Annotated in this window: 24 protein-coding genes; 19 read left to right on the top strand and 5 right to left on the bottom strand. The window is 70.7% G+C overall.

Annotated elements, in window-relative coordinates:
• Positions 1-63: 63 nt before the first annotated feature.
• Both EOINJALH_RS29075 and EOINJALH_RS29070 read right to left on the bottom strand, forming a co-directional pair.
• Positions 64-1,446, bottom strand: a complete 1,383-nt coding sequence (locus tag EOINJALH_RS29075; protein WP_088286844.1) for an ABC transporter substrate-binding protein — start codon at positions 1,444-1,446, stop codon at positions 64-66.
• Between the two features lie 110 nt (positions 1,447-1,556).
• The gene (locus EOINJALH_RS29070; RefSeq protein WP_088286843.1) at positions 1,557-2,516 is read right to left on the bottom strand and encodes a 2-hydroxyacid dehydrogenase; all 960 of its coding nucleotides are present in this window, start codon (positions 2,514-2,516) and stop codon (positions 1,557-1,559) included.
• 97 nt (positions 2,517-2,613) lie between these two features.
• Between EOINJALH_RS29070 and EOINJALH_RS29065 the strand changes: the two genes are divergently transcribed.
• The 18 genes from EOINJALH_RS29065 to EOINJALH_RS28980 all read left to right on the top strand — a co-directional run bounded on the left by EOINJALH_RS29065 (position 2,614) and on the right by EOINJALH_RS28980 (position 21,315).
• Positions 2,614-4,350 carry an IlvD/Edd family dehydratase gene (locus EOINJALH_RS29065; protein WP_088286841.1) on the top strand — a complete coding sequence of 579 codons (1,737 nt, stop codon included), beginning with the start codon at positions 2,614-2,616 and terminating at the stop codon, positions 4,348-4,350.
• Between the two features lie 25 nt (positions 4,351-4,375).
• Positions 4,376-5,128, top strand: coding sequence for an SDR family oxidoreductase (locus EOINJALH_RS29060; RefSeq protein ID WP_088286839.1), 753 nt, complete (start codon positions 4,376-4,378; stop codon positions 5,126-5,128).
• 2 nt (positions 5,129-5,130) lie between these two features.
• Positions 5,131-6,024, top strand: a complete 894-nt coding sequence (locus tag EOINJALH_RS29055; RefSeq protein ID WP_088286838.1) for an NAD(P)-dependent oxidoreductase — start codon at positions 5,131-5,133, stop codon at positions 6,022-6,024.
• A gap of 14 nt (positions 6,025-6,038) precedes the next feature.
• Positions 6,039-7,250, top strand: a complete 1,212-nt coding sequence (manD, locus tag EOINJALH_RS29050; RefSeq protein ID WP_088286836.1) for a D-mannonate dehydratase ManD — start codon at positions 6,039-6,041, stop codon at positions 7,248-7,250.
• A gap of 73 nt (positions 7,251-7,323) precedes the next feature.
• Positions 7,324-8,817, top strand: a complete 1,494-nt coding sequence (locus tag EOINJALH_RS29045; RefSeq protein ID WP_088286834.1) for a mannitol dehydrogenase family protein — start codon at positions 7,324-7,326, stop codon at positions 8,815-8,817.
• Complete coding sequence (locus EOINJALH_RS29040; protein WP_088286832.1) at positions 8,814-9,755, top strand: sugar kinase; 942 nt, start codon at positions 8,814-8,816, stop codon at positions 9,753-9,755. Before EOINJALH_RS29045 ends, EOINJALH_RS29040 begins: the two co-directional genes overlap by 4 nt.
• A gap of 104 nt (positions 9,756-9,859) precedes the next feature.
• Positions 9,860-10,591 carry a FadR/GntR family transcriptional regulator gene (locus EOINJALH_RS29035; RefSeq protein ID WP_088286831.1) on the top strand — a complete coding sequence of 244 codons (732 nt, stop codon included), beginning with the start codon at positions 9,860-9,862 and terminating at the stop codon, positions 10,589-10,591.
• A gap of 25 nt (positions 10,592-10,616) precedes the next feature.
• Entirely contained in the window at positions 10,617-11,645 is a 1,029-nt protein-coding gene (locus tag EOINJALH_RS29030; RefSeq protein ID WP_088286829.1) for an L-idonate 5-dehydrogenase, read from the top strand.
• A 49-nt stretch (positions 11,646-11,694) separates the two neighbouring features.
• Positions 11,695-12,690, top strand: coding sequence for a sialic acid TRAP transporter substrate-binding protein SiaP (locus EOINJALH_RS29025; protein ID WP_088286827.1), 996 nt, complete (start codon positions 11,695-11,697; stop codon positions 12,688-12,690).
• Positions 12,691-12,822: 132 nt separating this feature from the next.
• Positions 12,823-13,386, top strand: a complete 564-nt coding sequence (locus tag EOINJALH_RS29020) for a TRAP transporter small permease (RefSeq protein WP_088286825.1) — start codon at positions 12,823-12,825, stop codon at positions 13,384-13,386.
• Positions 13,387-13,396: 10 nt separating this feature from the next.
• Positions 13,397-14,794 carry a TRAP transporter large permease gene (locus tag EOINJALH_RS29015; RefSeq protein ID WP_088286823.1) on the top strand — a complete coding sequence of 466 codons (1,398 nt, stop codon included), beginning with the start codon at positions 13,397-13,399 and terminating at the stop codon, positions 14,792-14,794.
• Between the two features lie 2 nt (positions 14,795-14,796).
• The gene (locus tag EOINJALH_RS29010) at positions 14,797-15,900 is read left to right on the top strand and encodes a mandelate racemase/muconate lactonizing enzyme family protein (protein WP_088286821.1); all 1,104 of its coding nucleotides are present in this window, start codon (positions 14,797-14,799) and stop codon (positions 15,898-15,900) included.
• A 31-nt stretch (positions 15,901-15,931) separates the two neighbouring features.
• Positions 15,932-16,699 carry an SDR family oxidoreductase gene (locus EOINJALH_RS29005; protein ID WP_088286819.1) on the top strand — a complete coding sequence of 256 codons (768 nt, stop codon included), beginning with the start codon at positions 15,932-15,934 and terminating at the stop codon, positions 16,697-16,699.
• Between the two features lie 50 nt (positions 16,700-16,749).
• A complete protein-coding gene (locus EOINJALH_RS29000; protein WP_088286817.1) occupies positions 16,750-17,613 on the top strand; it encodes a fumarylacetoacetate hydrolase family protein in 864 nt (287 codons plus the stop codon).
• A gap of 88 nt (positions 17,614-17,701) precedes the next feature.
• Positions 17,702-18,220 carry a hypothetical protein gene (locus EOINJALH_RS28995; protein WP_144290217.1) on the top strand — a complete coding sequence of 173 codons (519 nt, stop codon included), beginning with the start codon at positions 17,702-17,704 and terminating at the stop codon, positions 18,218-18,220.
• Between the two features lie 186 nt (positions 18,221-18,406).
• Positions 18,407-19,936, top strand: a complete 1,530-nt coding sequence (locus tag EOINJALH_RS28990) for a UxaA family hydrolase (RefSeq protein ID WP_088286813.1) — start codon at positions 18,407-18,409, stop codon at positions 19,934-19,936.
• 74 nt (positions 19,937-20,010) lie between these two features.
• Complete coding sequence (locus EOINJALH_RS28985) at positions 20,011-20,835, top strand: cyclopropane-fatty-acyl-phospholipid synthase family protein (protein ID WP_144290216.1); 825 nt, start codon at positions 20,011-20,013, stop codon at positions 20,833-20,835.
• A 75-nt stretch (positions 20,836-20,910) separates the two neighbouring features.
• The gene (locus EOINJALH_RS28980; RefSeq protein WP_088286809.1) at positions 20,911-21,315 is read left to right on the top strand and encodes a PaaI family thioesterase; all 405 of its coding nucleotides are present in this window, start codon (positions 20,911-20,913) and stop codon (positions 21,313-21,315) included.
• A gap of 63 nt (positions 21,316-21,378) precedes the next feature.
• Here EOINJALH_RS28980 and EOINJALH_RS28975 read toward each other — a convergent pair whose 3' ends face one another.
• From EOINJALH_RS28975 to EOINJALH_RS28965, 3 genes are read right to left on the bottom strand one after another with little or no spacing between them, the layout of a single operon-like run.
• Positions 21,379-22,008, bottom strand: coding sequence for a response regulator transcription factor (locus EOINJALH_RS28975; protein WP_088286807.1), 630 nt, complete (start codon positions 22,006-22,008; stop codon positions 21,379-21,381).
• Positions 22,005-23,378 carry a HAMP domain-containing protein gene (locus tag EOINJALH_RS28970; protein WP_088286805.1) on the bottom strand — a complete coding sequence of 458 codons (1,374 nt, stop codon included), beginning with the start codon at positions 23,376-23,378 and terminating at the stop codon, positions 22,005-22,007. The genes EOINJALH_RS28975 and EOINJALH_RS28970 overlap by 4 nt, the downstream gene beginning before the upstream one ends.
• Positions 23,375-24,334 carry an alpha/beta fold hydrolase gene (locus EOINJALH_RS28965; protein WP_088286803.1) on the bottom strand — a complete coding sequence of 320 codons (960 nt, stop codon included), beginning with the start codon at positions 24,332-24,334 and terminating at the stop codon, positions 23,375-23,377. The genes EOINJALH_RS28970 and EOINJALH_RS28965 overlap by 4 nt, the downstream gene beginning before the upstream one ends.
• A gap of 212 nt (positions 24,335-24,546) precedes the next feature.
• On the opposite strand from EOINJALH_RS28965, the gene pqqA reads away from it, so the two are divergent.
• A complete protein-coding gene (pqqA, locus tag EOINJALH_RS31485) occupies positions 24,547-24,621 on the top strand; it encodes a pyrroloquinoline quinone precursor peptide PqqA (protein ID WP_144290218.1) in 75 nt (24 codons plus the stop codon).
• The last annotated feature ends 50 nt before the right edge of the window (positions 24,622-24,671 follow it).

Here is a 24,671-nt window from a genome sequence, read left to right as displayed (position 1 = left end):
TGCCCGGCCGACGGCCGGGCCGGGGCGGGCAGCGGGCGGGGCGGTGCGGACCGCCCCGGCGGGTCAGTTGGCGGTGACGGTCTTGATGCGGGCGATCATCTCGTCCACGGCCTTGTCCACCGGCACCTTCTCGTTGAGCACGCGGTTCATGGCCTTGGCCCACACGTTCTCGTTGTTCAGCACGGTGAACTTGTAGTTCTTGGTGAACTCGAACGGCTGCGTGCCGGCCATGAACTGGTTGTAGACGGCCAGGCGGTGCGGGTCACCCTTCCAGAAGGGGCTCTGTTGCGCGGCCTTCTGCACCGGGAACCAGCGGCCGAGCGATCCCTCCACATACGGCGTCAGGTTCGCTTCTTCGAGCAGGAAGGCCAGGAACTTCTTGGCCCCGACCTTGTTCTTGGCGTCCTTGAAGATGACACCGGTCTTCACCGCGGCGCGGTAGGTCATCTTGCTGCCGTCGGGTTTGTTGGGAAAGCCGGCGGTGGCGATGAGCTCGGTGTAGTTCTTCTTGCCCAGGGCCCGCTGCGCATCGGTCAGCGTCGCGTTGTTCATGTCGTCCAGGTGCTTGGCGGCGATCGAGATCGTCGCGTTGTGCGTCATCACCGTGGTCTTGTTGTGGAACGCGACATTGTTGTCCGGGTCCTTCCAACTGGTGGACGACGGCGGCGTGCAACCCTTGGCGTAGACGGCCGTGTAGTCGGTGACGGCGTTGATCAGGTTCTGCCGCACGGTGGGGTCGTCCACCAGCACCTTGCCCGAGTCGTTGACCAGCGTGACGTTGTAGGCGTCCATGAAGGTCAGGAACGAGAAGAACGAGTCGGTGGAATCCACGCCCATGGGCATGCCGATGCCGAAGCCGCGCTGGCCGGTCTTCTGGCGGTAGCCGGTCTGCACCTTCGAGCACCAGAAGTCCCAGTAGCCCTTCCAGTCTTTCGGGATGTCGCTGTCCTTGAAGCCTGCGTCGGCCAGCATGTCCTTCCAGTACTGGATGTGCATGGTCTGCTGCTTCAGCGGGAAGGCGTAGTAGGCCCGCGTCTGGTTGGTGTTGTTCAGCAGGAAGGTGGTCGACAGCGCGCGCGGCTCGAACTTGGCGCGAAGCGGGTCGATGACGCTGGAGATGTCCTCGAGCTTGCCGTCGTAGGCCCACTTGGCCGTCACCTGGAAGTCGTAGCTGTCGGCATAGGCCACGTCGGGCGGGCTGCCCGAGTCGAGCGCGGCCACCGTCTTCGGGATCATGTCCTGGATGGGGTACTGCGACAGCTCGACCTTGATGCCCTTGTTCTTCTCCTCGAACTTCTTGATGGCCGCGAACAGCGCGTCGTCCTCGGCCTTGTAGAAGCCCTTGACCCACCACACGGTGAGCTTTTCCTGGGCGAAGGCGGGCGATCCGGCCAGCAGGCCGGCACCGGCCAGCGCGCAGGCGATCCATGAGGTCTTCAGTTGCATCGAGTGTCTCCGTTGGGATGGTGCGGTGCGTGGGTCGCCCGTGGTGTTATCGTATGATGATTGAACTTCGCCGGGCTCCGTGCTTTCCCGACCCTGCCGCGGCCGCGGGATCAGCGGCACTCGGGCACGGGCGTCGGCAAGGGCGTGCCGGCGAACTTGGCCTGCAGGTTGGCGAAGGCCAGGTCGGCCATGGCCTGGCGCGTCTGGCCGGTGGCGCTGCCGATGTGCGGCACCAGCACCACCTGGGGCAGGGCGCGCAGGCGCTCGGGCACGTTGGGCTCGTCCTCGAACACGTCCAGGCCGGCGCCGCCGATCACGCCGCGCTCCAGGGCATCGATCAGCGCGGCCTCGTCGACCACCGAGCCGCGCGCCACGTTCACCAGGATGCCCTTCTGCGGTGAACTGCGGCCCAGCGCGGCCAGCACTTTGGCGTCGATCATCCTGCGCGTACCGGCGCCGCCCGGTGTGATGACGACGAGGAAATCGCTCTCGGCCGCCAGCGATTCGGCGTCGGCGAGAAAGCGGTAGGGCAGGGCGGGCCTGGCGTTGCGCGCGGTGTAGGCCACCGACATGCCGAAGGCCAGCGCGCGGTGGGCGATGGCCTGCCCGATGCGGCCCATGCCGACCAGCCCCAGCCGGGCGCCGGACATCTTGCGCGCCAGCGGCATCGGGCCCTGCGACCACTGGCCGGCGCGCACGTAGCGGTCGGCCGCGGGCAACTGCCGCGCGGCGCACAGCATCAGCCCGATGGCCAGGTCGGCGACGTCGTCGTTCAGCACGTCGGGCGTGTGGGTGACGACCACGCCGCGGGCCTTGGCCGCGGCCACGTCGATGCCGTCGTAGCCCACGCCCATCACTGAGATGATCTCTAGCGCGGGCAACTGCTCGATCAGCGCCGCGCTGACCTTGGATTCGCCGCTGGCCGCGATGGCGCGGATGCGCGGGGCCAGGGCGGTCAGCGCGGCCGGGTTGCTCTCATGCAGGCGGTCGTGCACGCGATAGGCCGCCTGCAACTGCGGCGTGAACAGCGGGGACAGCTTGGACACGGCCAGGATGTCGATGTCGGGCACGGGATTCTCCTAGGATGGCAGGCCGCCCCGGCGGCCAATCGTCATACCATAATAGGTCTGACCTCGACCCCAGCCTACCCGGGAAAGCCATCACCCCATGAGCGACACGCCCCGCAAGAAGCCCCAGGACCTGCGCAGCCAGCAGTGGTTCGGCCGACAGGACCGCGACGGATTCGCCTACCGCAGCTGGGTCAAGGGCAAGGGCGTGCCGCACGACCAGTTCGACGGCCGGCCCGTCATCGGCATCTGCAACACCTTCAGCGAGCTCACGCCCTGCAACAGCCACTTCCGCACGCTGGCCGAGCAGGTAAAGATCGGCGTCTACGAGGCCGGCGGCTTTCCGCTCGAGTTCCCGGTGATGTCGCTCGGCGAGACCCTGCTGCGGCCCACCGCCATGCTGTACCGCAACCTCGCCAGCATGGACGTGGAAGAAAGCATCCGTGGCAACCCCATCGACGGCGTGGTGTTGCTGATGGGCTGCGACAAGACCACGCCCTCGTTGCTGATGGGAGCATCGAGCGTGGGCCTGCCGACCATCGGCGTGTCGGGCGGGCCCATGCTCAACGGCAAGTGGCGCGGCCAGGAACTGGGCTCGGGCACGGGCCTGTGGAGCATGAGCGAGCAGGTGCGCGCCGGCACGCTGAAGCTGGCCGACTTCTTCGAGGCCGAAAGCTGCATGCACCGCAGCCACGGCCACTGCATGACCATGGGCACCGCCAGCACCATGGCCAGCATGGTCGAGGCGCTGGGCATCGGCCTGCCCGGCAACGCCGCCTACCCGGCGGTCGACGGCCGGCGCAACGTGCTGGCGCGCAACGCCGGCCGCCGCATCGTCGAGATGGTGCACACCGACCAGACCATCTCCAAGGTGCTCACCCGCGAGGCCTTCGAGAACGCGATCAAGACCCTGGCCGCCATCGGCGGCAGCACCAACGCGGTGATCCACCTGATCGCCATCGCCGGCCGGCTGGGCGTGCCGCTGTCCATCGACGACTTCGACCGCCTGGCCAGCGAACTGCCCTGCCTGGTGAACCTGCAGCCCAGCGGCCAGTACCTGATGGAAGACTTCTGCTATGCCGGCGGCCTGCCCGCGGTGATGAAGGAGATCGCGCCGCACCTGCACACCGGCATCGTCACCGCCAACGGCCGCACCGTGGGCGAGAACATCGCCGACGCTCAGAACTTCAACGCCGACGTGATCAAGAGCCTGGACGCGCCGTTCAAGGCCAAGGCCGGCATCGCCGTGCTGCGCGGCAACCTGGCGCCACGCGGCGCGGTCATCAAGCCCAGCGCGGCCACGCCGGCCCTGCTGGTGCACACCGGCCGTGCGGTGGTGTTCAAGGATTCCGATGACTTCCACCACCGCATCGACGACGAGTCGCTCGACATCGACGAGACCTGCGTGATGGTGCTGAAGAACTGCGGCCCCAAGGGCTACCCCGGCATGGCCGAGGTGGGCAACATGCCGCTGCCGCCCAAGGTGCTGAAGAAGGGCATCACCGACATGGTCCGCATCAGCGACGCGCGCATGAGCGGCACCGCCTACGGCACCGTGGTGTTGCACACCGCGCCCGAGGCCGCGGCCGGCGGCCCGCTGGCGCTGGTGCAGGACGGCGACCTGATCACGCTCGACGTGCCGGCGCGAAAGCTGCACCTGCACGTGGACGATGCCGAGCTGGCGCGCCGCCGCGCCGCCTGGCAGGCGCCGCCACCGGCGATGCAGAGCGGCTACTGGAAGCTCTACATCGACCACGTGCTGCAGGCCGACGAAGGCGCCGACCTCGACTTCCTGCGCGGCCAGCGCGGGGCGGCGGTGCCCAAGGACAATCACTGACCCGTCTCAAAGGACACCCCTCGACATGACCTCCAAGATTGCCCTCGTCACCGGCGCCGGCTCCGGCATCGGCCGCGCCTGCGCGCTCGGCCTGCTGCAGGACGGCTGGTCCGTCGCCCTCGTCGGCCGCCGCCTCGAGGCGCTGCAGGAAACCGCCGCGCTGGCCGGCGACGCCGCCGCGCGCACGCTGCCGCTGCCGTGCGACGTCGGCCGCGACGAGCAGGTGGCCGCTGCCTTCGACACCGTCAAGGCCACCTTCGGCCGCCTCGACCTGCTGTTCAACAACGCCGGCGGCGGCCTGCAGGCCAAGACGCCCGACCTCGTCACGCCCGAGGAGTGGCGCCGCATCGTCGATGCCAACCTCAACGGCAGCTTCTACTGCCTGTCCAACGCCTTCCGGCTGATGAAGGCGCAGTCGCCGATGGGCGGCCGCATCATCAACAACGGCAGCATCTCGGCCTACACGCCGCGGCCGGGGTCGATCGCCTACACCGCCACCAAGCACGCGGTGAGCGGCCTCACCAAGACGGCGGCGCTGGACGGCCGGCCCTTCGACATCGCCGTCGGCCAGATCGACATCGGCAACGCCGCCAGCGAGATGACGGCGCGCATGGTCGACGGCGTGCTGCAGGCCGACGGCAGCACCAAACCCGAACCGCGCATGGACCTGTCGGCGGTGGTCGACACCTTCATGACGATGGCGCGGCTGCCGCTGTCGGCCAACATCCTGTTCACCACGGTGATGGCCACCAAGATGCCTTACGCGGGACGGGGTTGACCATGGCGACGATCGGATTCGTCGGCGCCAGTGGCCTGATGGGCCATGGCATGGCCCGCCACCTGCTGGCCAAGGGCCACACGCTGCAACTCACCGTACATGCCAACACCGAGCGCGTGGCCGATCTGCTGGCCGCCGGCGCCACGCGTGTCGACGATGCCGCCGCACTGGCGTCATGCGAGATCGTCTTCATCTGCGTCACCGGCTCTCCGCAGGTCGAAGCGGTGGTGGCCGGGCCGCACGGCCTGCTGTCGGCGGCGCGCGAGGGCCTGGTCATCGTCGACTGCTCCACCAGCGAGCCCGATTCCACCGCCCGCCTGCGCGAGCGCTGCGCCTCGGGCGGCATCACGCTGGTGGATGCGCCGCTGTCGCGCACGCCGGTCGAGGCCGAGGCCGGCAAGCTCAACGTGATGGTCGGCGCCGAGCCCGAGGTCTTCGCGCGGCTCGAGCCGGTGCTGCGCTGCTTCGCTGAGAACGTGTTCCACATCGGCGGGCCGGGGGCCGGGCACACCATCAAGCTGCTCAACAACTTCATCGCGCAGGCCATCTGCACGTCCACCGCCGAGGCCTTCGCGGTGGGCCAGCGCGCGGGCATCGACCTGCAGCGGCTGGTGGAGCTGATCTCCGCCGGGCCGGTGAACTCGGGTCTGTTCCAGGCCATGGCCAAGACGCTGCACGGCGACCTGGCGGGCCTGAAGTTCGAGCTCGACAACGCCCGCAAGGACGTGCGCTACTACACCCACCTGGCCGAAGGCCTGAACGTGCCCAGCGTGATGGGCGAGGCGGTGCACCAGTCGCTGGCCATCGCCAGCGCACTGGGCCACGGCAAGAAGCTGGTGCCCTCGCTGGTGGAGGCGCAGGAACAGTTGAGCGGCGCGCGTCTGGTGCCACGTTGACCTACGGGCGGCCCATGAAGATCACCGCCGCCCGCGTCATCGTCTGCAGCCCCGGCCGCAACTTCGTCACCCTGAAGATCGAGACCGACCAGGGCCTCACCGGCCTGGGCGACGCCACGCTCAACGGCCGCGAGCTGGCGGTGGCCAGCTACCTGACGGACCATGTGCTGCCCTGCCTGATCGGCCGCGATGCGCACCGCATCGAGGACACCTGGCAGTACCTCTATCGCGGCGCCTACTGGCGGCGCGGGCCGGTGACGATGAGCGCCATCGCCGCGGTCGACACTGCGCTGTGGGACCTGAAGGCCAAGGCCGCCGGCCTGCCGCTGTACCAGCTGCTGGGAGGCGCCAGCCGCGACCGCGTGATGGTGTACTGCCACGCCAACGGCCGCGACATCGAGCACACGGTGGACGAAGTGCGGCGCCACCAGGCCCTGGGCTACCAGGCCATCCGCGTGCAGAGCGGCGTGCCGGGCCTGGACAAGGTCTACGGCGTGGCCCAGCCCGGCGCGCGCTACGAGCCGGCCGATGCGGCGCTGCCCAGCGAACACGACTGGTCTACCGAGAAGTACCTGCGCCACGTGCCCGCGTTGTTCGACGCGGTGCGCAGCGCCGTCGGCGATGAGCCGCACCTGCTGCACGACGTGCACCACCGCCTGTCGCCCATCGAGGCGGCACGACTGGGCAAGTCGCTGGAACCCTACCACCTGTTCTGGATGGAAGATGCCACGCCGGCAGAGAACCCCGACGCCTTCCGCCTGATCCGCCAGCACACCACCACGCCGCTGGCGGTGGGCGAGGTGTTCAACTCGATCTGGGACTGCAAGCCGCTGATCGAGCAGCAACTCGTCGACTACATCCGCGCCACGGTGGTCCACGCCGGCGGCATCACCCACCTGCGGCGCATCGCCGACCTGGCATCGCTGTACCAGGTGCGCACCGGCTGCCACGGCGCCACCGACCTGTCGCCGGTGTGCATGGGTGCGGCGCTGCACTTCGACCTGTGGGTGCCCAACTTCGGCCTCCAGGAGCACATGCCGCACAGCGAGGAAACCGACGCGGTGTTCCCGCATGCCTACACCTATGCCGACGGCTTCATGCACCCCGGCGAGGCACCCGGCCACGGCGTCGACATCGACGAGGCGCTGGCGGCCAGGTACCCCTACCAGCGCGCCTACCTGCCGGTGAACCGGCTGCAGCGCGATGGCGCGATGTGGGACTGGTGAGGTGGGCCGGTGCGGCGCCGCTGTGGCCCACCCTCAGGCCATGAACGGCCGATGAGCCGCCAATGAACCGCCGATGAGCCGACTCGACCCTGCCGCGCTGGCCGCATTGCCCGCCGACGTGCAGCGGCCCGCGTACGACCGCGATGCGCTCGCCCCCGGCATCGTGCACCTGGGCCTGGGCGCCTTCGCGCGCGCCCACCTGGCGGTGGCCACCGAGGCGGCGCGGCATGCCGACGGCGATATGCGCTGGGGCCTGGTGGGCGTGTCGATGCGCGAGGCGGCGGTGCGCGACGCACTGGCGCCGCAGCAGGGCCTGTACACCGTGGCCACGCGCGATGCCGACGACGCCGGCCGCCCGCGCCAGCGCCTGCGGGTGATCGGTGGCGTGCGCGAGGTGCTGGTCGCGCCTGAGGACCCAACCGCGGTGCTGCGGGCCATCGCGCGGCCGGCCACCCGCCTCGTCAGCCTCACCATCACCGAGAAGGGCTATGCGCACGACCCGGCGACGGGGGCGCTGCGCCTCGACCACCCGGCGATCGCGCACGACCTGGCCCATGCCGAGGCGCCGCGCAGCGCCATCGGCTTCGTCGTGCACGGCCTGGCGCTGCGGCGCGCACAGGGGCAGGGCCCGATCACGCTGCTGTCGCTGGACAACCTGCCGGCCAACGGCCGCACGCTGCAGGGCCTGGTGCAGGACTTCGCCGGGCGCGTCGATGCCGGCCTGGCGCGCTGGATTGAGCAAGGCTGCACCTTCCCCAGCAGCATGGTCGACCGCATCGTGCCGCGCACCACCGAGGCCGACCGCGCCGCGGTGGCCGCCGCGCTGGGCTGCGACGACGCCTGGCCGGTGGTGGCCGAGCCCTTCTTCGATTGGGCGGTGGAAGACCGCTTCGCTGCCGGGCGACCCGCCTGGGAACTGGGTGGGGCGCGCGCCGTCGAGCGGGCCGAGCCCTGGGAGCACCTGAAGCTGCGCATGGTCAACGGCAGCCATTCGGCCATCGCCTACCTGGGCCTGCTGGCCGGTTGGCGCACGGTGGACGAGGCCATCGGCCAGGCGCCGCTGCGCCGCTTCGTCGACGACCTGTTGCGGCACGAGGTGGCGCCCACGCTGCCACCGCTGCCGGGGCTCGACCTCGCGGCCTACCGCGCGTCGCTGCTGGCGCGCTTTGCCAACCCGGCGTTGGCCCACCGCACGCAGCAGATCGCGATGGACGGGTCGCAGAAACTGCCGCAGCGCCTGCTGGGCACGGTGCGCGACCGCATCGCCGCGGGGCAGCCGATCGACCGCCTGGCGCTGGCCCTCGCGGCCTGGCTGCAGCACCTGAGCGGGTGTGACGACGCCGGCCGTGAGTTCACGGTCGACGACCCGTTGGCCGCGGCGCTGGCCGATCTGGTGGCGAAGGCCGACGCGCAAGCCACGGCCCATGCCCGTGCCGACGCGCTGACGCGCTTCGCGCCGGTGTTCGGCGACCTGGCCGGCCACCCGGCGCTGGTGGCCGCGCTGGCGCCGGCGCTCGAATCCCTGCGCGGCCGCGGCGCGCGGGCCACGCTGGAGGCGATGACATGACCGGTCTCGATGTGGTCACCCTGGGCGAGGCGATGGCCTTGTTCGTCGCCTGCGAGAGCGGTCCGTTGGAGACCGTGCAGCGCTTCGACAAGCGCACCGCCGGCGCCGAGACCAACGTGGCCGTCGGCCTGGCGCGGCTGGGCTTGCGGGTGGGCTGGGCCAGCCGCCTGGGCGACGACTCGATGGGCCGCTTCCTGCTGCACGAGTTCTCGCGTGAGGGCATCGACTGCTCGCACGTGGCCGTGGTGCCGGGTGCGCGCACCGGCTTCATGTTCAAGGGCCGCGTCGACGACGGCAGCGACCCGCCGATCGAGTACCACCGCCGCGGCTCGGCGGCCAGCGCGATGACGCCGGACGACCTCGACGGGCCCTGGCTGGCCTCGGCACGGCATGGCCACCTCACCGGTGTGTTCCCGGCGCTGACCGCCGGCACGCTGGCCGCCACGCAGGCCGCCATCGCGCGGCTGCGCGAGGCCGGCCGCACGCTCAGCTTCGACCCCAACCTGCGGCCGGCGCTGTGGCCGTCGGCGCAGGCCATGCGCGAGAGGATCAACGACCTGGCCGCGCGCTGCGACTGGGTGCTGCCCGGCCTGGACGAAGGACGGCAACTCACCGGCGAGGCCACGCCCGAGGGCATCGCCGCCTTCTACCGGGCGCAAGGCGCGAGCCTGGTGGTCGTCAAGATGGGGGCCGAAGGCGCTTACTTCAACGGTCAGCAGGGTTGTGGCCATGTGGCCGCCTGGCCGGTCGAACGTGTGGTCGACACGGTGGGTGCGGGCGACGGCTTCGCGGTGGGCCTGATCAGTGCGCTGCTCGACGGACGCCCGGTGGCCGAGGCCGTGCGGCGCGCCACCTGGATCGGCGCCCGCGCGGTGCAGGTGCGGGGCGACACCGAAGGCCTGCCGACGCGGGCCGAGTTGATGGCTGCCCAGCTCTGAAGCCCCGTGGCGGGCGCCGCAGCAGAGGGTTTTCCTGTGCTGTGCCGGCCCGGTGGCACCGCTACCATCGGCGCAAATTGGCCTGACCACCTGACCGCCCGCCCATGCCCCTCCAGGCCGTCGAACCCCGCCGCCTGTACCGCCAGATCGCCGACCAGTTGCGCGCGCTGATCCACCGTGGCGTGTACGAGGTGGGCACCCGCCTGCCGGCCGAGCGCGACCTGGCCACCCGGCTGGGCGTGTCGCGGCCGTCGGTGCGCGAGGCGCTGATCGCGCTCGAGGTCGAGGGCCTGGTCGAGGTACGGCCGGGCTCGGGCATCCATGTGGTCGCGCGCGAGCCGGCCGCGTCGGCGCAGCGGCTGGAGCCCAACGCCTTCGGCCCCTTCGAGATCATCCGCGCCCGCCAGGTGGTCGAGGGCGAACTGGCCGCACTGGCCGCCGACGTGGCCAGCCGGGCCCAGGTGGCCGGGCTGCGCGAGGCCATCGCGCTGATGGAAGACGACATCGCCGCCGGGGCCATGCCCACCCGTGGCGACAGGCTGTTCCACGTGCGCCTGGCCGAGGCCGCCGGCAACGGCCCCCTGGTGCGCACCGTGACCGAGCTGTACGACGAGCGCAACAACCCGCTGTTCGAGCAGATGGGCCACCACTTCGAGAGCGAGAAGAGCTGGCGCAAGGCGATCGCCGAGCACCGCAGCGTCGTCGCTGCGGTGGCCGCCCACAAGCCCGATGCCGCGCGGCGTGCGATGCACCTGCACCTCGAACGTTCGCAGGCGCGCTTTGCCGATGCGTGGCCGCCCGCGACGGCGCCTGCCCCGGTGGCCATGCCGTCCTGACCCCGCGCCGACCGAAGGAACCCCCATGTCACTGGCCTGCCTCATCCACGGTGCGCTCGACCTCCGGCTCGAGCAGGAAACCCCGCGCGCGCTGGGCGCGAACGACGTGCTGCTGCGCCTGGGGGCCGGCGGCATCTGCGGCTCCGACCTGCACTACTACAAGGAAGGCCGCGTCGGCGCCTTCGTCGTGCGCGAGCCGCTGGTGCCGGGGCACGAGGCCTCGGGCGTGGTGGTGGCCCTCGGCGATGCCGTCACCCGCGTCGCCATAGGGCAGAAGGTGGCCATCAACCCCTCGCACGCCTGTGGCCGCTGCAGCTACTGCCGCGAAGGCCGCGGCAACCTGTGCCGGCAGATGTTCTTCCTGGGCAGCGCCAGCGTGTTCCCGCATGCGCAGGGCATGTTCCGCGAGCGCTTCGTCATGGGCGAGGCGCAGCTCACGCCGATCACCGAGCCGGGCATCTCGCTGGGCGAGATCGCCTGCGCCGAGCCGCTGTCGATCGGCCTGCATGCCCTCCACCGTGCGGGGCCGGTGCTGGGCGAGACCGTGCTGGTCACCGGTGGCGGCACCATCGGCTGCATGAGCGTGATGGCCGCGCGGCTGGCCGGCGCGGCCCAGGTGATCGTCTGCGACATCAACGACCGCGCGCTCGAGATGGCCCGCACCGTGGGCGCCGACCGCACCATCCGCAGCGACCAGGCCAGTGCGGCCGAGCTGGCCGACCTGGCCGAGGTCTCGATCGAGGCCGCCGGCAGCCCCGCGGCGCTGGCCACCTGCCTGACTGCCACGCGGCGCGGCGGCCGCATCGTGCAGGTGGGCACGCTGCCGGCCGAGGTGGCCTTTCCGGCCAACAGCGTGATGGCGCGCGAGCTCGACTACCGCGGTGCCTTCCGCGCCCACCTCGAGTTCGACTGGGCGGTTCAGGCCATCCGCAGCCGCCGTGTCGACGTGCGGCCGCTGATCAGCGCGCAGCTGCCGCTGGCCGATTCGAAGCAGGCCTTCGAGCTGGCGCTCGACCGCACGCGCAGCACCAAGGTGCAACTCGTCGCCGACTGATCCCCGTTCCCTCGCCGTCCCACACCAACACCACGACAGGAGACACCCGATGACCCGTCCGACCTTCAAGTCCCTGCTGCCCGGCCTCGGCCTGGCCTTCGCCGCCGCGATGTCCACGCTGGTGGCCCTGCCCGCACTGGCGCAGACCAAGCTCAAGTGGGCGCATGTCTACGAGACCAGCGAGCCGTACCACACGCAATCGGTGTGGGCTGCCGAGGAAATCAAGAAGCGCACCAACGGCAAGTTCGACATCCAGGTCTTCCCCGCCTCGTCGCTGGGCAAGGAGACCGACATCAACCAGGGCATGACGCTGGGCACGGTCGACATGATCATCAGCGGGCCGTCGTTCGCGGCGCGCAGCTACCCGCGGCTGGGCATCGCCTACTACCCCTTCATCTTCCGCGACGCCGACCACCAGCTGGCCTACAGCAAGAGCGAGGTCTTCAAGGAGATGGTCGACGGCTACCGCGCCAAGACCGGCATCCAGATCCTGGCCTACACCTACTACGGCGCGCGCCACACCACGGCGCAGAAGGCCTTCACCGACTGCGCCGGCATGAAGGGCCTGAAGATCCGCGTGCCCGATGTGCCGGCGTACCGCGCCACACCCGAGTCCTGCGGTGCCAACCCCACGCCCATCGCGTTTGCCGAGGTCTACCTGGCGCTGCAGAACGGCACCGTGGATGCACAGGAGAACCCGCTCACCACCATCGAGGCGAAGAAGTTCTACGAGGTGCAGAAGCACATCATGCTCACCGGCCACATCGTCGACGGCCTCACCACCCAGGTGGCGCCGCACGTGTGGACCAAGCTCACCGACGCCGAGAAGAAGATCTTCGGCGAGGTGGCTCAGGAGGCCGCGGCCCGCGCCTCGGCGCAGATCAAGAAGCGCGAGGCCGAACTGGTGGAAGAGTTCAAGAAGAAGGGCCTGGGCGTGCACACGGTCAACCGCCAGAGCTTCGTCGACGCGGTGCTGAAGGCCAAGACCGTCGAGTCGCTGGGCTACGACCGGAAGGACTACGACCGCATCACGGCCATCAAATGACCCCCCCGGAGTGGCCTGCGGCCACCTCCCCCCCAGGGGGGGCGGACGCCAGCGGCCCGGCAGAGCCGGTTCCGCGGCGTCTGCTTGGGTGGCTGCAGCGGCCACACTGCCTGACACTCGGAAACGGACACCATGGATCTGGATGCACTGCCCAAGGTGATGGGCGATGACGGGCAGTTCCACGCCGTCGACGAGGCGGTGGACCTGTCCGGCACCACGCCCGAGGCCTGGGCGGCGCTGCTGCTGTTCTGGCTGCTGGGCGCCACGGTGTTCTACCAGTTCTTCACGCGTTATGCGCTGAACAACTCGGCCTCGTGGACGGAAGAGATCGCCCGCTACCTGCTCATCGGCACGGTGTTCGTGGGCATGGCCATCGGCGTGGCCAAGAACAACCACATCCAGGTCGACCTGCTGTACCGCTACCTGCCGCCCGCGGTGGCGCGCGCGCTGGCCACTGCCGTGGACGTGGCCCGCATCGGCTTCTTCGGCGCGATGACCGTGCTGACGGTGCAGATGATGCAGAAGATGGGCAACTACCAGATGACCATCGTCGACCTGCCGATGAACATCGTCTACGGCGTGTGCCTGCTCGGCTTCGCGGCGGCGGCGCTGCGCTCGGTGTGGGTGTTGCGCATCCACCTGCGGCGCGGCTACAGCGTGCTCGAGCGGCCCGAAACCACGATGGACGACCGTTGAGCGCCCGACGATGCTGAAGCTCCTGTTCCTGTTCCTGATGGCCAGCGGCATCCCCGTGGCCATCGCGATGGCCGGCTCGTCGCTGGTCTACATCCTGGTCAGCGGCGACATGCCGGGCTTCGCGGTGGTGCACCGCATGATCGGCGGCATCGACAGCTTCCCGCTGCTGGCCGTGCCCTTCTTCATCCTGGCCGGCAACCTGATGAACAACGCCGGCATCACCAACCGCATCTACAACTTCGCCTTGTCGCTGGTGGGCTGGCTCAAGGGCGGTCTGGGCCACGTCAACGTGGTCGGCTCGGTCATCTTCGCCGGCATGAGCGGCACCGCCATCGCCGACGCCGCGGGCCTGGGCACCATCGAGATCAAGGCCATGAAGGACCATGGCTACGACACCGAGTTCGCGGTCGGCGTCACCGCCGCGTCGGCCACGCTGGGGCCCATCATCCCGCCGTCGCTGCCCTTCGTCATCTACGCCATGATGGCCAACGTGTCGGTGGGCTCGCTGTTCCTTGCCGGCATCCTGCCCGGCGTGCTGATGGCCTTCCTGATGATGCTGACGGTGGCGTACTTCGCCCACAAGAACAACTGGGGCGGCGACATCAAGTTCGAGTGGGCGCGCGTGTCGAAGGCCCTGATCGAGACGGCCGTGGTCATCGCCTGGCCGCTGGCGGTGTATGGCGCCATCGAGAAGGCGGGCCTGCACCCGCAGCTCACGGTGGTGGTGGCCATTGCCGTGCTGTTCGCGGCCGACCGCCTGTTCAACTTCCAGGCCGTGCTGCCGATCATGACGCCGGTGCTGCTGATCGGCGGCATGACCACGGGCCTGTTCACCCCCACCGAGGGCGCCATCGCCGCCTGCGTGTGGGCCATGGTGCTGGGCCTGGCCTGGTACCGCACGCTCAGCTGGAAGATGTTCGTCAAGGTCTGCCTCGACACGGTCGAGACCACGGCCACGGTGATGTTCATCGTGGCCGCCGCGTCGATCTTCGGCTGGATGCTCACCGCCACCGGCGTCACCAGCGACATCGCCGCCTGGGTGCTGGGCTTCACGAAGGAGCCCTGGGTCTTCCTGGCGCTGGCCAACCTGCTGATGCTCTTCGTTGGCTGCTTCCTCGAGCCCACCGCGGCCATCACCATCCTCGTGCCCATCCTGCTGCCGATCGCGCGGCAGCTGGGCATCGACCCGGTGCACTTCGGCCTGGTGATGGTGCTCAACCTGATGATCGGCCTGCTGCACCCGCCGATGGGCATGGTGCTGTTCGTGCTGGCGCGGGTGGCCAAGCTGAGCCTCGAGCGCACGACCATGGCCATCCTGCCCTGGCTGGCGCCATTGCTGGTGAGCCTGATCGTGCTCACCTACGTGCCGGCCATCGGCCTGTGGCTGCCCCGCCAGGTGGGGCTCTGAGCATGACGACCATCACGCAAGTCGAACTGCTGCACGTGGACCTGCCGCCGCCCGTGCCGCGCAGCGACGCCATCCAGTCCTTCGTGACGCAGGAGACGCCGTTCGTGCGCATCACCTGCGACGACGGCTCGCAGGGCATCGGCTACAGCTACACCATCGGCACCGGCGGCTCGTCGGTGATGGCGCTGCTGCGCGACCACCTGGCGCCGCGCCTGATCGGCCGCGACCCGGCACTGATCGAGCAGTTGTGGCGCGAGCTGATGTTCCACACCCATGCCACCACGGTGGGCGCCATCACCAGCCTGGCGCTGGCCGCCATCGACACGGCCCTGTGGGATTGGCGCTGCCGCCGCGACGGCCAGCCGCTGTGGGTGGCCGCCGGTGGCGCCAAGCCGCGCATCCCGGTCTACACCACCGAGGGCGGCTGGCTGCACCTGCCCACCGACACGCTGGTGCGCGAGACCGTGGCCGCGCAGGCCGCCGGCTTCCTGGGTGCCAAGCTGAAGGTCGGCAAGCCGCACGTCAGCGAGGACGTGGCCCGCCTGAAGGCCGTGCGCCAGGCCGTGGGCGACGGCTTCGAGCTGATGGTCGACGCCAACCAGTGCTTCACGCTGTCCGAGGCCTTGCGGCGAGCGCCGCGCTACGCCGAACTGGGCATCGCCTGGTTCGAGGAGCCGCTGCCCGCCGACGACATCACCGGCCATGCCCGGCTGGCCGCGGCCAGCGAGGTGCCGATCGCGGTGGGCGAGTCGCTGTACTCCACCACCCAGTTCGCGGCCTACGTGCAGCAGGGCGCGGCGTCGATCCTGCAGGTGGACGTGGCGCGCATCGGCGGCATCACGCCGTGGCTGAAGGTGGCGCACCTGGCCGAGGCCTTCAACCTGGCGGTGTGCCCGCACTTCCTGATGGAGCTGCACGTGTCGCTGTGCGCGGCGGTGCCCAGTGCAGCCTGGGTGGAGCACATCCCGCAGCTCGATGCGGTGGCCGACAGCCGCCTGGCCATCGTCGACGGCCATGCCGTCGCCCCCGACACGCCCGGCCTGGGCATCCAGTGGCGCTGGGACGAGATCCAGCGCCGCGCCCGCGCCCGGCACACGCTCACCTGAAACACCCGCCCCAGTTCAAGGACTCTCACCCATGGCCCAACGACTCGCCGGCAAGACCGCCTTCCTCACCGCCGCCGGACAAGGCATCGGCCGCGCCGTGGCACTGGCCTTCGTGCGCGAAGGCGCCACCGTCATCGCCACCGACATCAACACCGGCCTGCTCGAGGCCCTGAAGGCCGAATGCGGCTGCACCGTGCAGCGGCTCGACGTCACCGACGCCGCCGCCGTGCAGGCCGCGGCGGCCGCCGCCGGCCCGGTGGACGTGCTGTTCAACGGCGCCGGCTTCGTGCATGCCGGCACGGTGCTCGATTGCACCGAGGACGAATGGACCTTCGCGTTCGACCTGAACGTGCGCTCGCAGTTCCGCACCGTCAAGGCCTTCCTGCCGGGCATGCTGGCCGAGCGGGCAGGGCGGCGCGGTGGCTCCATCATCAACATGGCCTCGGTGGCCGGCAGCATCAAGGGCGCGCCCAACCGCTTTGCCTACGGGGCCACCAAGGCCGCGGTGATCGGGCTGACCAAGTCGGTGGCGGCCGATTTCATCACCCAGGGCGTGCGCTGCAACGCCATCTGCCCGGGCACGGTGGAATCGCCCTCGCTGCGCGACCGCATCGCCGCGGGCGCCCAGGCCAGCGGCCAGAGCCTGGCGCAGGTGGAGGCCTCGTACATCGCGCGCCAGCCGATGGGTCGGCTGGGCAAGGCCGAGGAGATCGCCGCGCTGGCGGTCTACCTGGCCAGCGACGAATCGGGTTTCACCACCGGCACCACGCATGTCATCGACGGCGGCTGGTCCAACTGACCCCACAGGCTCGATCAGAACCTCACCACTTCCACCACAAGGACACCGACATGAAACTGATGCGCCATGGCCCCAAGGGGGCCGAGAAGCCTGCCTTGCTCGACGCCACCGGCCAGGTGCGCGACCTGTCCGCGTTGCTGCCCGACATCGGGCCGGCCACCTTGTCGCCGGCCGGGCTGGCCGCATTGCGCAGCGTGGACGTGTCCACCCTGCCCGTCGTGCCGCAGGGCACGCTGGCCGTTCCCTGGACGGGCATGGGCAAGTTCCTGTGCATCGGCCTCAACTATGCCGACCATGCGGCCGAGTCAAACCTGCCGATCCCGAAGGAGCCCATCCTCTTCATGAAGCCCACCAGCGCCGCGGTCGGCTGCCACCACGACGTGGTGCTGCCGCAGGGCTCGGTGAAGTCCGATTGGGAGGTCGAACTGGGGGTGGTCATCGGCCGCACCGCGCGCTATGTTCCGGAAAGCGATGCGCTCGCGCACGTGGCGGGTTACTGCGTCGTCAACGACGTGTCCGAGCGGGAATACCAGATCGAGCGCGGCGGCACCTGGGACAAGGGCAAGGGCTGCGACACCTTCGGCCCGGTGGGCCCGTGGCTCGTCACGGCCGACGAAGTGCCCGACCCGCAGGCCCTGGGCATGTGGCTGGAAGTGAACGGCCACCGTTACCAGAATGGCAGCACCCGCACGATGATCTTCTCGGTCGCCCAGTTGGTGAGCTATGTCAGCCGCTTCATGACGTTGTATCCGGGCGACCTAATTTCGACCGGAACCCCCCCAGGTGTGGGCATGGGCGTGAAACCTGCACCTGTTTTTCTGAAGCCCGGCGATAGAATGCGCCTAGGCATCGAAGGTCTGGGTGAGCAGTACCAGGCCGTGCACGCGTGGAGCCCGGCGTTGATCGACGGGTGAGCCGTACAGCGATGCCCCATAACATGCGTTGCCGGCGATGGCGATCGGCGACCGTCAAGGGAGTGTTCCCGAACAAGGTGGACCACCCATGCCTGCTCGTACTGCAATTCTTCCCACCGGCGCACGCATCCGTGTGCCCGAACACATCCAGCGCATCGACACGCGCAGCACCCACGGCTGGCAGCTTCGCTACGGCAAGCCCACGCTGTTCTTCTCCGACAGCAAGGCCAAGGGCGCCAGTCCGCGGGCATCGCTCAAGCTGGCGGTCGACGCCCTGCGCGAGCGCCTGTCCACGCTCGACGCGCCCACCGGCCTGCAGCGGTCGGCCAGTGCCAGCAAGCAGAACGACCTGCCTGCCGGCATCAGCGGCCCCATCCTGCGCCAGCGGCCAGGCCGTGCCGCGCCCGAGTGCCATTTCTCGGTCAACCTGCCGCGCTATGGCGACAAGCCGTTGCGGCGCAGCGTCTACATCGCCAACCAGAACACCTACTCGAAAGAGCGGTACCAGGAGGCGCTGGACACCGCCATGGCGCTGCGCCAGGAGGCCGAGAAGGCCTACCAGGAGGCTGCCACCGCGGCCAAGCGTCGCGCGGCCAGCAAGCTGTAAGCCGCCAACGGCCCCCGCCCGGGGGCCGGGCCTGGTGGTTCGTTTCGACGTCCCGCATCCCAGCCTTCCCGTGGGGGCGGCCGTGCGGGCGTGCCTCGTCGGGAGGGCTTTCATCGCAAGCCCACCATGGGCCCGGCGGGTCGCCCCGAGGGCGACCACCGCAGGGCGCCGCCCGGAGGTCACCCAATGAGCCAGAGCCCGGTCATCCGCATCCACTCCGCCGACAACGTGGTGATCGCCCGCCGCCAGTTGCTGGGCGGTACCGTCGTGGCCGACGAAGCCATCACCGTGGCCGGCCTGGTGCCGCCCGGGCACAAGGTGGCCACCCGGCCCATCGCCGCGGGCGAGGCCGTGCGCCGCTACGACCAGGTCATCGGCGTGGCCACCCAGGCCATCGCGCCGGGCCAGCACGTGCACACGCACAACCTGGCGTTCAGTGACTTTGCCCGGCAGCACGCGCCGGGTGCCGGCGCACAGCCCACGGTGCCGGCGGCCGAGCCGGCCACCTTCGACGGCATCGTCCGTGCCGACGGCCGCGTGGCCACGCGCAACTACATCGGCGTGCTCACCAGCGTCAACTGCTCGGCCACCGCGGCCCGGGCGATCGCCGACCATTTCCGCCGCGACGTGCGCCCCGAGTCATTGGCCAACTATCCCAACGTCGACGGCGTGGTGGCCCTGACCCACGGCATGGGCTGCGCCACCGCCAGTGACGGCGAAGAACTGCAGGTGCTGCGCCGCACGCTGGGCGGCTATGCGCGCCACCCCAATTTCGCCGCCGTGCTGGTGGTGGGCCTGGGCTGCGAGACCAACCAGATCCAGGGCCTGATCGCGCAGGAGGGGCTGCAGGAGGGCGCCCACCTGCAGGCCTTCAGCATCCAGGACACCGGCGGCACGGCCAAGACGGTGGCCCGTGGCATCGAGCTGATCCGCGGCATGCTGCCCGAGGCCAATCGCGTGGCGCGCCAGCCGGTGCCGGCCCGCCACCTCACCGTTGGGCTGCAGTGCGGCGGCAGCGACGGCTACTCGGGCATCAGCGCCAACCCGGCGCTGGGCGCCGCCGTCGACCGGCTGGTGCGCCACGGCGGCAGCGCCATCCTCAGCGAGACGCCCGAGATCTACGGCGGCGAGCACCTGCTCACCCGCCGCGCCGTGTCGCGCGAGGTGGCCGACCGGCTGCTGGCCCGCATCGCCTGGTGGGAGGCCTACACCGCCCGCAACGGCATGCAGATGGACAACAACCCCTCGGCCGGCAACAAGGCCGGCGGCCTGACCACGATCCTGGAAAAGAGCCTGGGCGCCATCGCCAAGAGCGGCACCACCAACCTGGTCGACGTGGTCGAGTTCGCGCAGCCCTGCACCGCGCGCGGCCTGATCTACATGGACACGCCGGGCTACGATCCCGTGTCGGCCACCGGGCAGGTGGCCGGCGGCGCCAACCTCATCTGCTTCACCACCGGCCGCGGCTCGGCCTATGGCTGCGCGCCGTCGCCGTCGCTGAAACTGTCCACCAACACCGCGCTGTGGCTGAAGCAGCAGGACGACATCGACATCGACTGCGGCACCATCGTCGACGGGGCCGAGAGCGTCGACGAGGTGGGCGAGCGCATCTTCCGCCTGATGCTCGAGACGGCCTCGGGCCGCATCACCAAGAGCGAGCAGCACGGCTACGGCCAGAACGAGTTCGTGCCGTGGCAGCTGGGCGCGGTGATGTAGCCCTTGCGGCGACGGGGAGCGCGGACATGCGCGGTGGGTGGCCTTCGGCGAATCGCGCGATGCGGCGAATCGTGTTGCCCGTCGCGCGAACCGCAGCCCTGGCCGCGGCACTGTGTGGCGGCTTGGCCGGCAACGCCACCGCGATGGAAGAGGTGCCCTTCATCACCACGCCCGACCACGTCACTGCCGCAATGCTGCAACTGGCCGGCGTGGGCGCCAGCGACTACGTCATCGACCTGGGTTCGGGCGACGGGCGCATCGTCATCACCGCGGCCCGGGTGCATGGCGCGCGTGGGTTGGGCGTGGAGATCGTGCCCGACCTGGTGGCCCAGAGCCGCGAACTGGCGCGCCGCGCCGGCGTGGCCGACCGGGCCGAGTTCCGCGAGCAGGACCTGTTCGCCACCGACCTGTCGCCGGCCAGCGTGGTGACGATGTACCTGCTGCCCGAGGTGAACCTGCAGCTGCGCCCGCGCCTGCTGGCGCTGAAGCCCGGCACGCGCATCGTCTCGCACGACTGGGACCTGGGCGACTGGCGGCCCGACCGCACCCTGGTGCTCGACGTGCCCGACAAGGTTGTGGGCCTGGACAAGCGCAGCCGCCTGCACCTGTGGACCGTGCCCGCCGCGGTGCAGGGCCGCTGGTGCGGCACCGGTGCGCAGCATGGCTGGCAGCTCGACCTGTCGCAGCAGTTCCAGCGGGTGCAGGGCCGCGTCGAGCCGGGCGGCCTGGCCATCGACGCCACGGTGAGCGGCCTCGACCTGGCCTCGGCCGACGGCCTGGCCCTGCGGCTGGTCGATGGTCCGGCACGCGCGCTGGCGGTGCGTCGGGCCGATGGGGCCTGGTCCATGTTGGCGGGTGCGCGGTTCGAGCCGGCTGCAGCCGCCGGGTGCCCGCGCTGAGCGGGCTGCGTCGAGCCACGGTCGCCGACTTGCCTCGATGCCTGTCCGTCACGCCATTCGAGAGGAGCCCACGACATGCTGACCCCCGAGACGATCCAGGCGATCCTGGCACCGATGTTTCCCGGCCTGATGGGCGTGCAGGTGCGCGAGGTCTCACCCGAGCGCGTGCTGGCCACGATGCAGGTGCGGCCCGACCTGTGCACCAGCGGCCAGGCGCTGCACGGTGGCGCGATGATGGCCTTCGCCGACACGCTGGGGGCGGTGGGCACGGTGATGAACCTGCCCGCCGGCAAGCGCACCGCGACCACCGACTCCAACACCCACTTCATCGCCGGCGTGCCGGTGGGCACCACCGTCACCGGCGAGTGCCTGGCGCTGCATCGGGGCCGCACGACCATGGTCTGGCAGACCTCGATCCGCGCCGAATCGGGCAAGCTGTGCGCGGTGGTGACGCAGACGCAGATCGTGCTGGACGCGTGAGCCGCTGGACACCCGGGACGGTGCCTGCCCGCCGGGCGCACGGCATCGATCCGCGCGGGGCCGTCAGGCCTCGATGAAGCCCCAGCGCAGCGCGATCAGCGTCAGCTCGCTCTGGTTGCCGGCGTTGAGCTTCTGCTTCACGTGGTACAGGTGCGTGCCCACGGTGCTGGGCGAGAGCTTCAGGTTGTCGGCGATCTGGGCCACGCTCATGCCGCGGGCCAGTTGCAGGAAGACCGAGAACTCGCGTTCGCTCAGCATGTCGGCCGGGCTGTCGTCGCCGTCGATCTGCGCGGTGGCCAGCGCCTGCGCCGTGCGCGCGTCCAGGTAGCGCTGGCCCTGGGCCACGGCGCGCACCGCAGCGATCAGCTCGTCGGGCGCGCTGCGCTTGGCCAGGTAGCCCAGCGCGCCGGCCTTCAGCACGCGCCGCGGGTGGGCCGTGTCCTCGTGGGCCGACAGGGCCAGCACCCGCACCTTGGGATCCTGCGCCACTAGGCGGCGCACCGCCTCGAGCCCGCCCATGCCGGGCATGGACAGGTCCATCACCACCACGTCGGGGGCAATGCGGGCGTAGTCCTGGCAGGCCTGCTCGCCGGTGTCGGCCTCGGCGGCCACGGCGATGTCGGCATTGCCCAACAGCATGCGAAAGCCCATGCGCACCAGCACATGGTCGTCCACCAGCATCACGCGGATCATGGGGCGGTCTCCAGTGCCGGCGCCGCCATGCGGGGCAGTGTGACGGCCAGCCGCACGCCGCGGCCCTGGTCCCCCGGGCCGATGTCCAGCGTGCCGTGCTGCGAGGCCACGCGCTCGGCCAGCCAGCGCAGGCCGTGGTGGCCGTGGGCGGGCAGGCCGCCGGGCGGCAGGCCCTGGCCGTCGTCGAGCAGTTCCAGCCGCACCGCGGCGGGCTCGGCCGCCACGCGCAGGCGCAGCAGCCGCGCCTGGCCGTGGCGCAGCGCGTTGGTGATGCCTTCCTGCGCCGCGCGGTACAGCGCCAGCGCGGCGTCGGGTTCCAGCGCCGCATCGTCCAGCGCCACCTGCATGTCCACCGCCACGCCGGGGTGGGCGCGGCGCGTGCGCTCGGCCAGATCGGCCAGCGCGTCGGGCAGGCCGAACTGGTCCAGCACCAGCGGCGCCAGCCGCGGGATCAGGCCGTGCATCGCGTCGTACAGGCGGGACGATTCCTGCGCGATCAGCCGCGCCGCGTCGGCCGACTCGGCATCGACGGCCTGCACGCGCTGTGCCACCGACAGCGCCATGCTGCGCATCGCGGTGACCGACTGGCCCAGCTCGTCGTGCAGCTCTCGGGCGATGGTGCGGCGCTCCTGCTCGATGCGCTGGCCCACCCAGTGCGCCAGCTCGCGCTGGTCGGTCAGCTGGCCTTCGGCGCGCACCGCACGCTTCTCGGTTTCGATGTGCTCGGCCAGCACCGCCACCATGCGGTTGAAGGCGGCGCCGATGGCCCCGGCCTCGCGGCCGGGCAGCGGCGGCAGCGTCACGTCGAAGCGGCCGGCCTGCAGTTGGCCCAGCGCATCGACGATGCGCCCGAACGGCCGCACCGTGCGCCCCACCAGCCAGAACACCAGTCCGTTGACCAGCACCAGCAGTACCGCCGCGATGCCGGCGAACCAGACGAAGGCATCCCAGGCATCGACGGCCGCACGCGACGCATCGGCGCGCACCTCCAGCCGGCCGTCGGGGAAGGCGAAGGACTGGGTGGAGGGCTCGGGCGAGATCAGCCGCTCGAACCAGGCGGGCGCGTTGCGGCCGGCCTTGTAGGGCGACTCGGGCGAGCGGTAGATCACCGTGCCGTCGGTGTCGGTGAGCACCAGGTCGTTCGAGCGCACGCGGCCCAGGCCTTCGAGGAAGGCCCGCATCGCCGGCACGCCCTGCGCGGCATACAGCCAGGCATTGCGCTTGAGCAGTTGCGTGGCCACGCGGTTGGCGGCCACCACCTCCTCCTTCACCGAATCGCGCATCGCGCCCAGTTGCACGGCCGTGAGACCGGCCACGAACAGCAGCGTGAGCATGCCGACGATGAGGTTGATCTTGGCGCGCAGGCTCATGGAAAGGCCCGGCGCTCGGCCCACCGGTCCAGGGCGTCGACCATCGCGGCGACCATGCCCGGGTGGGTGGGGTCGTGGCCCGCGTCGTCCACCCATTCCAGGCGGCTGCGGGGCATGCGCGCGTGCAGCCGTTCGGCGCCTTCGGGCGGGCAGATGCGGTCCTGGCGGCCCTGCACCAGATGCACCGGCAGGTCGGGCTTCAGCGTGCCGCAGCGGTCGACCAGCGAGGGCTGGTCCAGCCAGCAGGCCTGCCGCAGGTAATGGCTCTGCACGCGCAGGCGGTCCACCTGCGCGGCCAGCGCCGGGCCGTCCAGCCGGGCCTGGTCGGCGGGCCAGCCGGCCAGCGCGCGCTCCCAGCGCCACCAAGCCAGGGCCATGTGCTCGCGCAGCGTCGGATCGTCGCCGTGCAGGCCCGCGTGCAGCGCGTCCAGCAGCGACTGGCCCTCGGTCGGCGCCACCGAGGCGGCGAAGTGCCGCCACGAGGCCTCGCGCCCCGGCGGCGGCTGGTCGAAGAAGCGCGCGATGTCCTCGGCGCGGCTCAGGAAGATGGCGCGCAGCAGCAGCCCGTCGACGGCCTCGGGGGCGTCGAGCGCATGGGCCAGCGCCAGCGTCGCGCCCCACGAGCCGCCCACCACCAGCCAGCGCGCGATGCCCAGGTGCGTGCGCAGCGCGCGCAGGTCGGCCAGCAGGTGCGCGGTGGTGTTGTGCGCCACCTGCCCGCGCGGCGTGCTCAGCCCCGAGCCGCGCTGGTCGGGCGCGATGACCCGGTAACGCGTGGGGTCGAACATGCGCCACAGCACGGGCGAGGAACCCGAGCCCGGCCCGCCGTGCAGCAGCAGTGCGGGGATGCCGTCGGCGCAGCCCCATTCGCGCACGTGCAGGCGATGGCCGTCGCCGGCGTCGAGGTCGTGCGTGCGGTACGGCGGCTGGTCGGGGTAGGGGATCGGTGTGGGCACGGCGCCGATGGTATCGAGCGCTGCCCCATCGGGCCGCCCGCCGCAAGCCCGGCCCTGGGGCGGGGCTGCAGTTTCATGAAAATCATGAGGCCCGATTCATGATCGGAGCCCTGGGCGGACCGGGGAGGGCGCGCGACCATGCGCCACGGGAACACACCGCATCCCCACGTGGCCAGCCGGCGACGTGCCACCGATCCCCCAGGAGACTTCACATGCAATGGACCACCCCCGCCGCCACCGACCTGCGTTTCGGCTTCGAGATCACGATGTACGTGGCGGCGCGCTGAGCCCAGCCTGTCGTTGACCGCAGGGCCCCTTGCCGGGGCCCTGCTCCTTT

It is taken from the genome of Ideonella sp. A 288 (assembly GCF_002198735.1).
Classification (GTDB): domain Bacteria; phylum Pseudomonadota; class Gammaproteobacteria; order Burkholderiales; family Burkholderiaceae_C; genus Pseudaquabacterium.
Note: the sequence above shows the minus strand (reverse complement) of the source record. Positions and strands in the feature narration are given on the sequence as shown.

Coding starts and splice junctions, on each gene's coding strand:
- EOINJALH_RS29060 (WP_088286839.1), top strand. CDS start 4,376: ATGACCTCCAAGATTGCCCTCGTCACCGGCGCCGGCTCCGGCATCGGC.
- EOINJALH_RS28970 (WP_088286805.1), bottom strand. CDS start 23,378: ATGAGCCTGCGCGCCAAGATCAACCTCATCGTCGGCATGCTCACGCTG.
- EOINJALH_RS29075 (WP_088286844.1), bottom strand. CDS start 1,446: ATGCAACTGAAGACCTCATGGATCGCCTGCGCGCTGGCCGGTGCCGGC.
- EOINJALH_RS28980 (WP_088286809.1), top strand. CDS start 20,911: ATGCTGACCCCCGAGACGATCCAGGCGATCCTGGCACCGATGTTTCCC.
- EOINJALH_RS29005 (WP_088286819.1), top strand. CDS start 15,932: ATGGCCCAACGACTCGCCGGCAAGACCGCCTTCCTCACCGCCGCCGGA.
- EOINJALH_RS29030 (WP_088286829.1), top strand. CDS start 10,617: ATGTCACTGGCCTGCCTCATCCACGGTGCGCTCGACCTCCGGCTCGAG.
- EOINJALH_RS29025 (WP_088286827.1), top strand. CDS start 11,695: ATGACCCGTCCGACCTTCAAGTCCCTGCTGCCCGGCCTCGGCCTGGCC.
- EOINJALH_RS29040 (WP_088286832.1), top strand. CDS start 8,814: ATGACCGGTCTCGATGTGGTCACCCTGGGCGAGGCGATGGCCTTGTTC.
- EOINJALH_RS29045 (WP_088286834.1), top strand. CDS start 7,324: ATGAGCCGACTCGACCCTGCCGCGCTGGCCGCATTGCCCGCCGACGTG.
- EOINJALH_RS28990 (WP_088286813.1), top strand. CDS start 18,407: ATGAGCCAGAGCCCGGTCATCCGCATCCACTCCGCCGACAACGTGGTG.
- EOINJALH_RS29065 (WP_088286841.1), top strand. CDS start 2,614: ATGAGCGACACGCCCCGCAAGAAGCCCCAGGACCTGCGCAGCCAGCAG.
- EOINJALH_RS28995 (WP_144290217.1), top strand. CDS start 17,702: ATGCCTGCTCGTACTGCAATTCTTCCCACCGGCGCACGCATCCGTGTG.
- EOINJALH_RS29000 (WP_088286817.1), top strand. CDS start 16,750: ATGAAACTGATGCGCCATGGCCCCAAGGGGGCCGAGAAGCCTGCCTTG.
- EOINJALH_RS29035 (WP_088286831.1), top strand. CDS start 9,860: ATGCCCCTCCAGGCCGTCGAACCCCGCCGCCTGTACCGCCAGATCGCC.
- EOINJALH_RS29010 (WP_088286821.1), top strand. CDS start 14,797: ATGACGACCATCACGCAAGTCGAACTGCTGCACGTGGACCTGCCGCCG.
- manD (WP_088286836.1), top strand. CDS start 6,039: ATGAAGATCACCGCCGCCCGCGTCATCGTCTGCAGCCCCGGCCGCAAC.
- EOINJALH_RS29020 (WP_088286825.1), top strand. CDS start 12,823: ATGGATCTGGATGCACTGCCCAAGGTGATGGGCGATGACGGGCAGTTC.
- EOINJALH_RS29015 (WP_088286823.1), top strand. CDS start 13,397: ATGCTGAAGCTCCTGTTCCTGTTCCTGATGGCCAGCGGCATCCCCGTG.
- EOINJALH_RS29055 (WP_088286838.1), top strand. CDS start 5,131: ATGGCGACGATCGGATTCGTCGGCGCCAGTGGCCTGATGGGCCATGGC.
- EOINJALH_RS28975 (WP_088286807.1), bottom strand. CDS start 22,008: ATGATCCGCGTGATGCTGGTGGACGACCATGTGCTGGTGCGCATGGGC.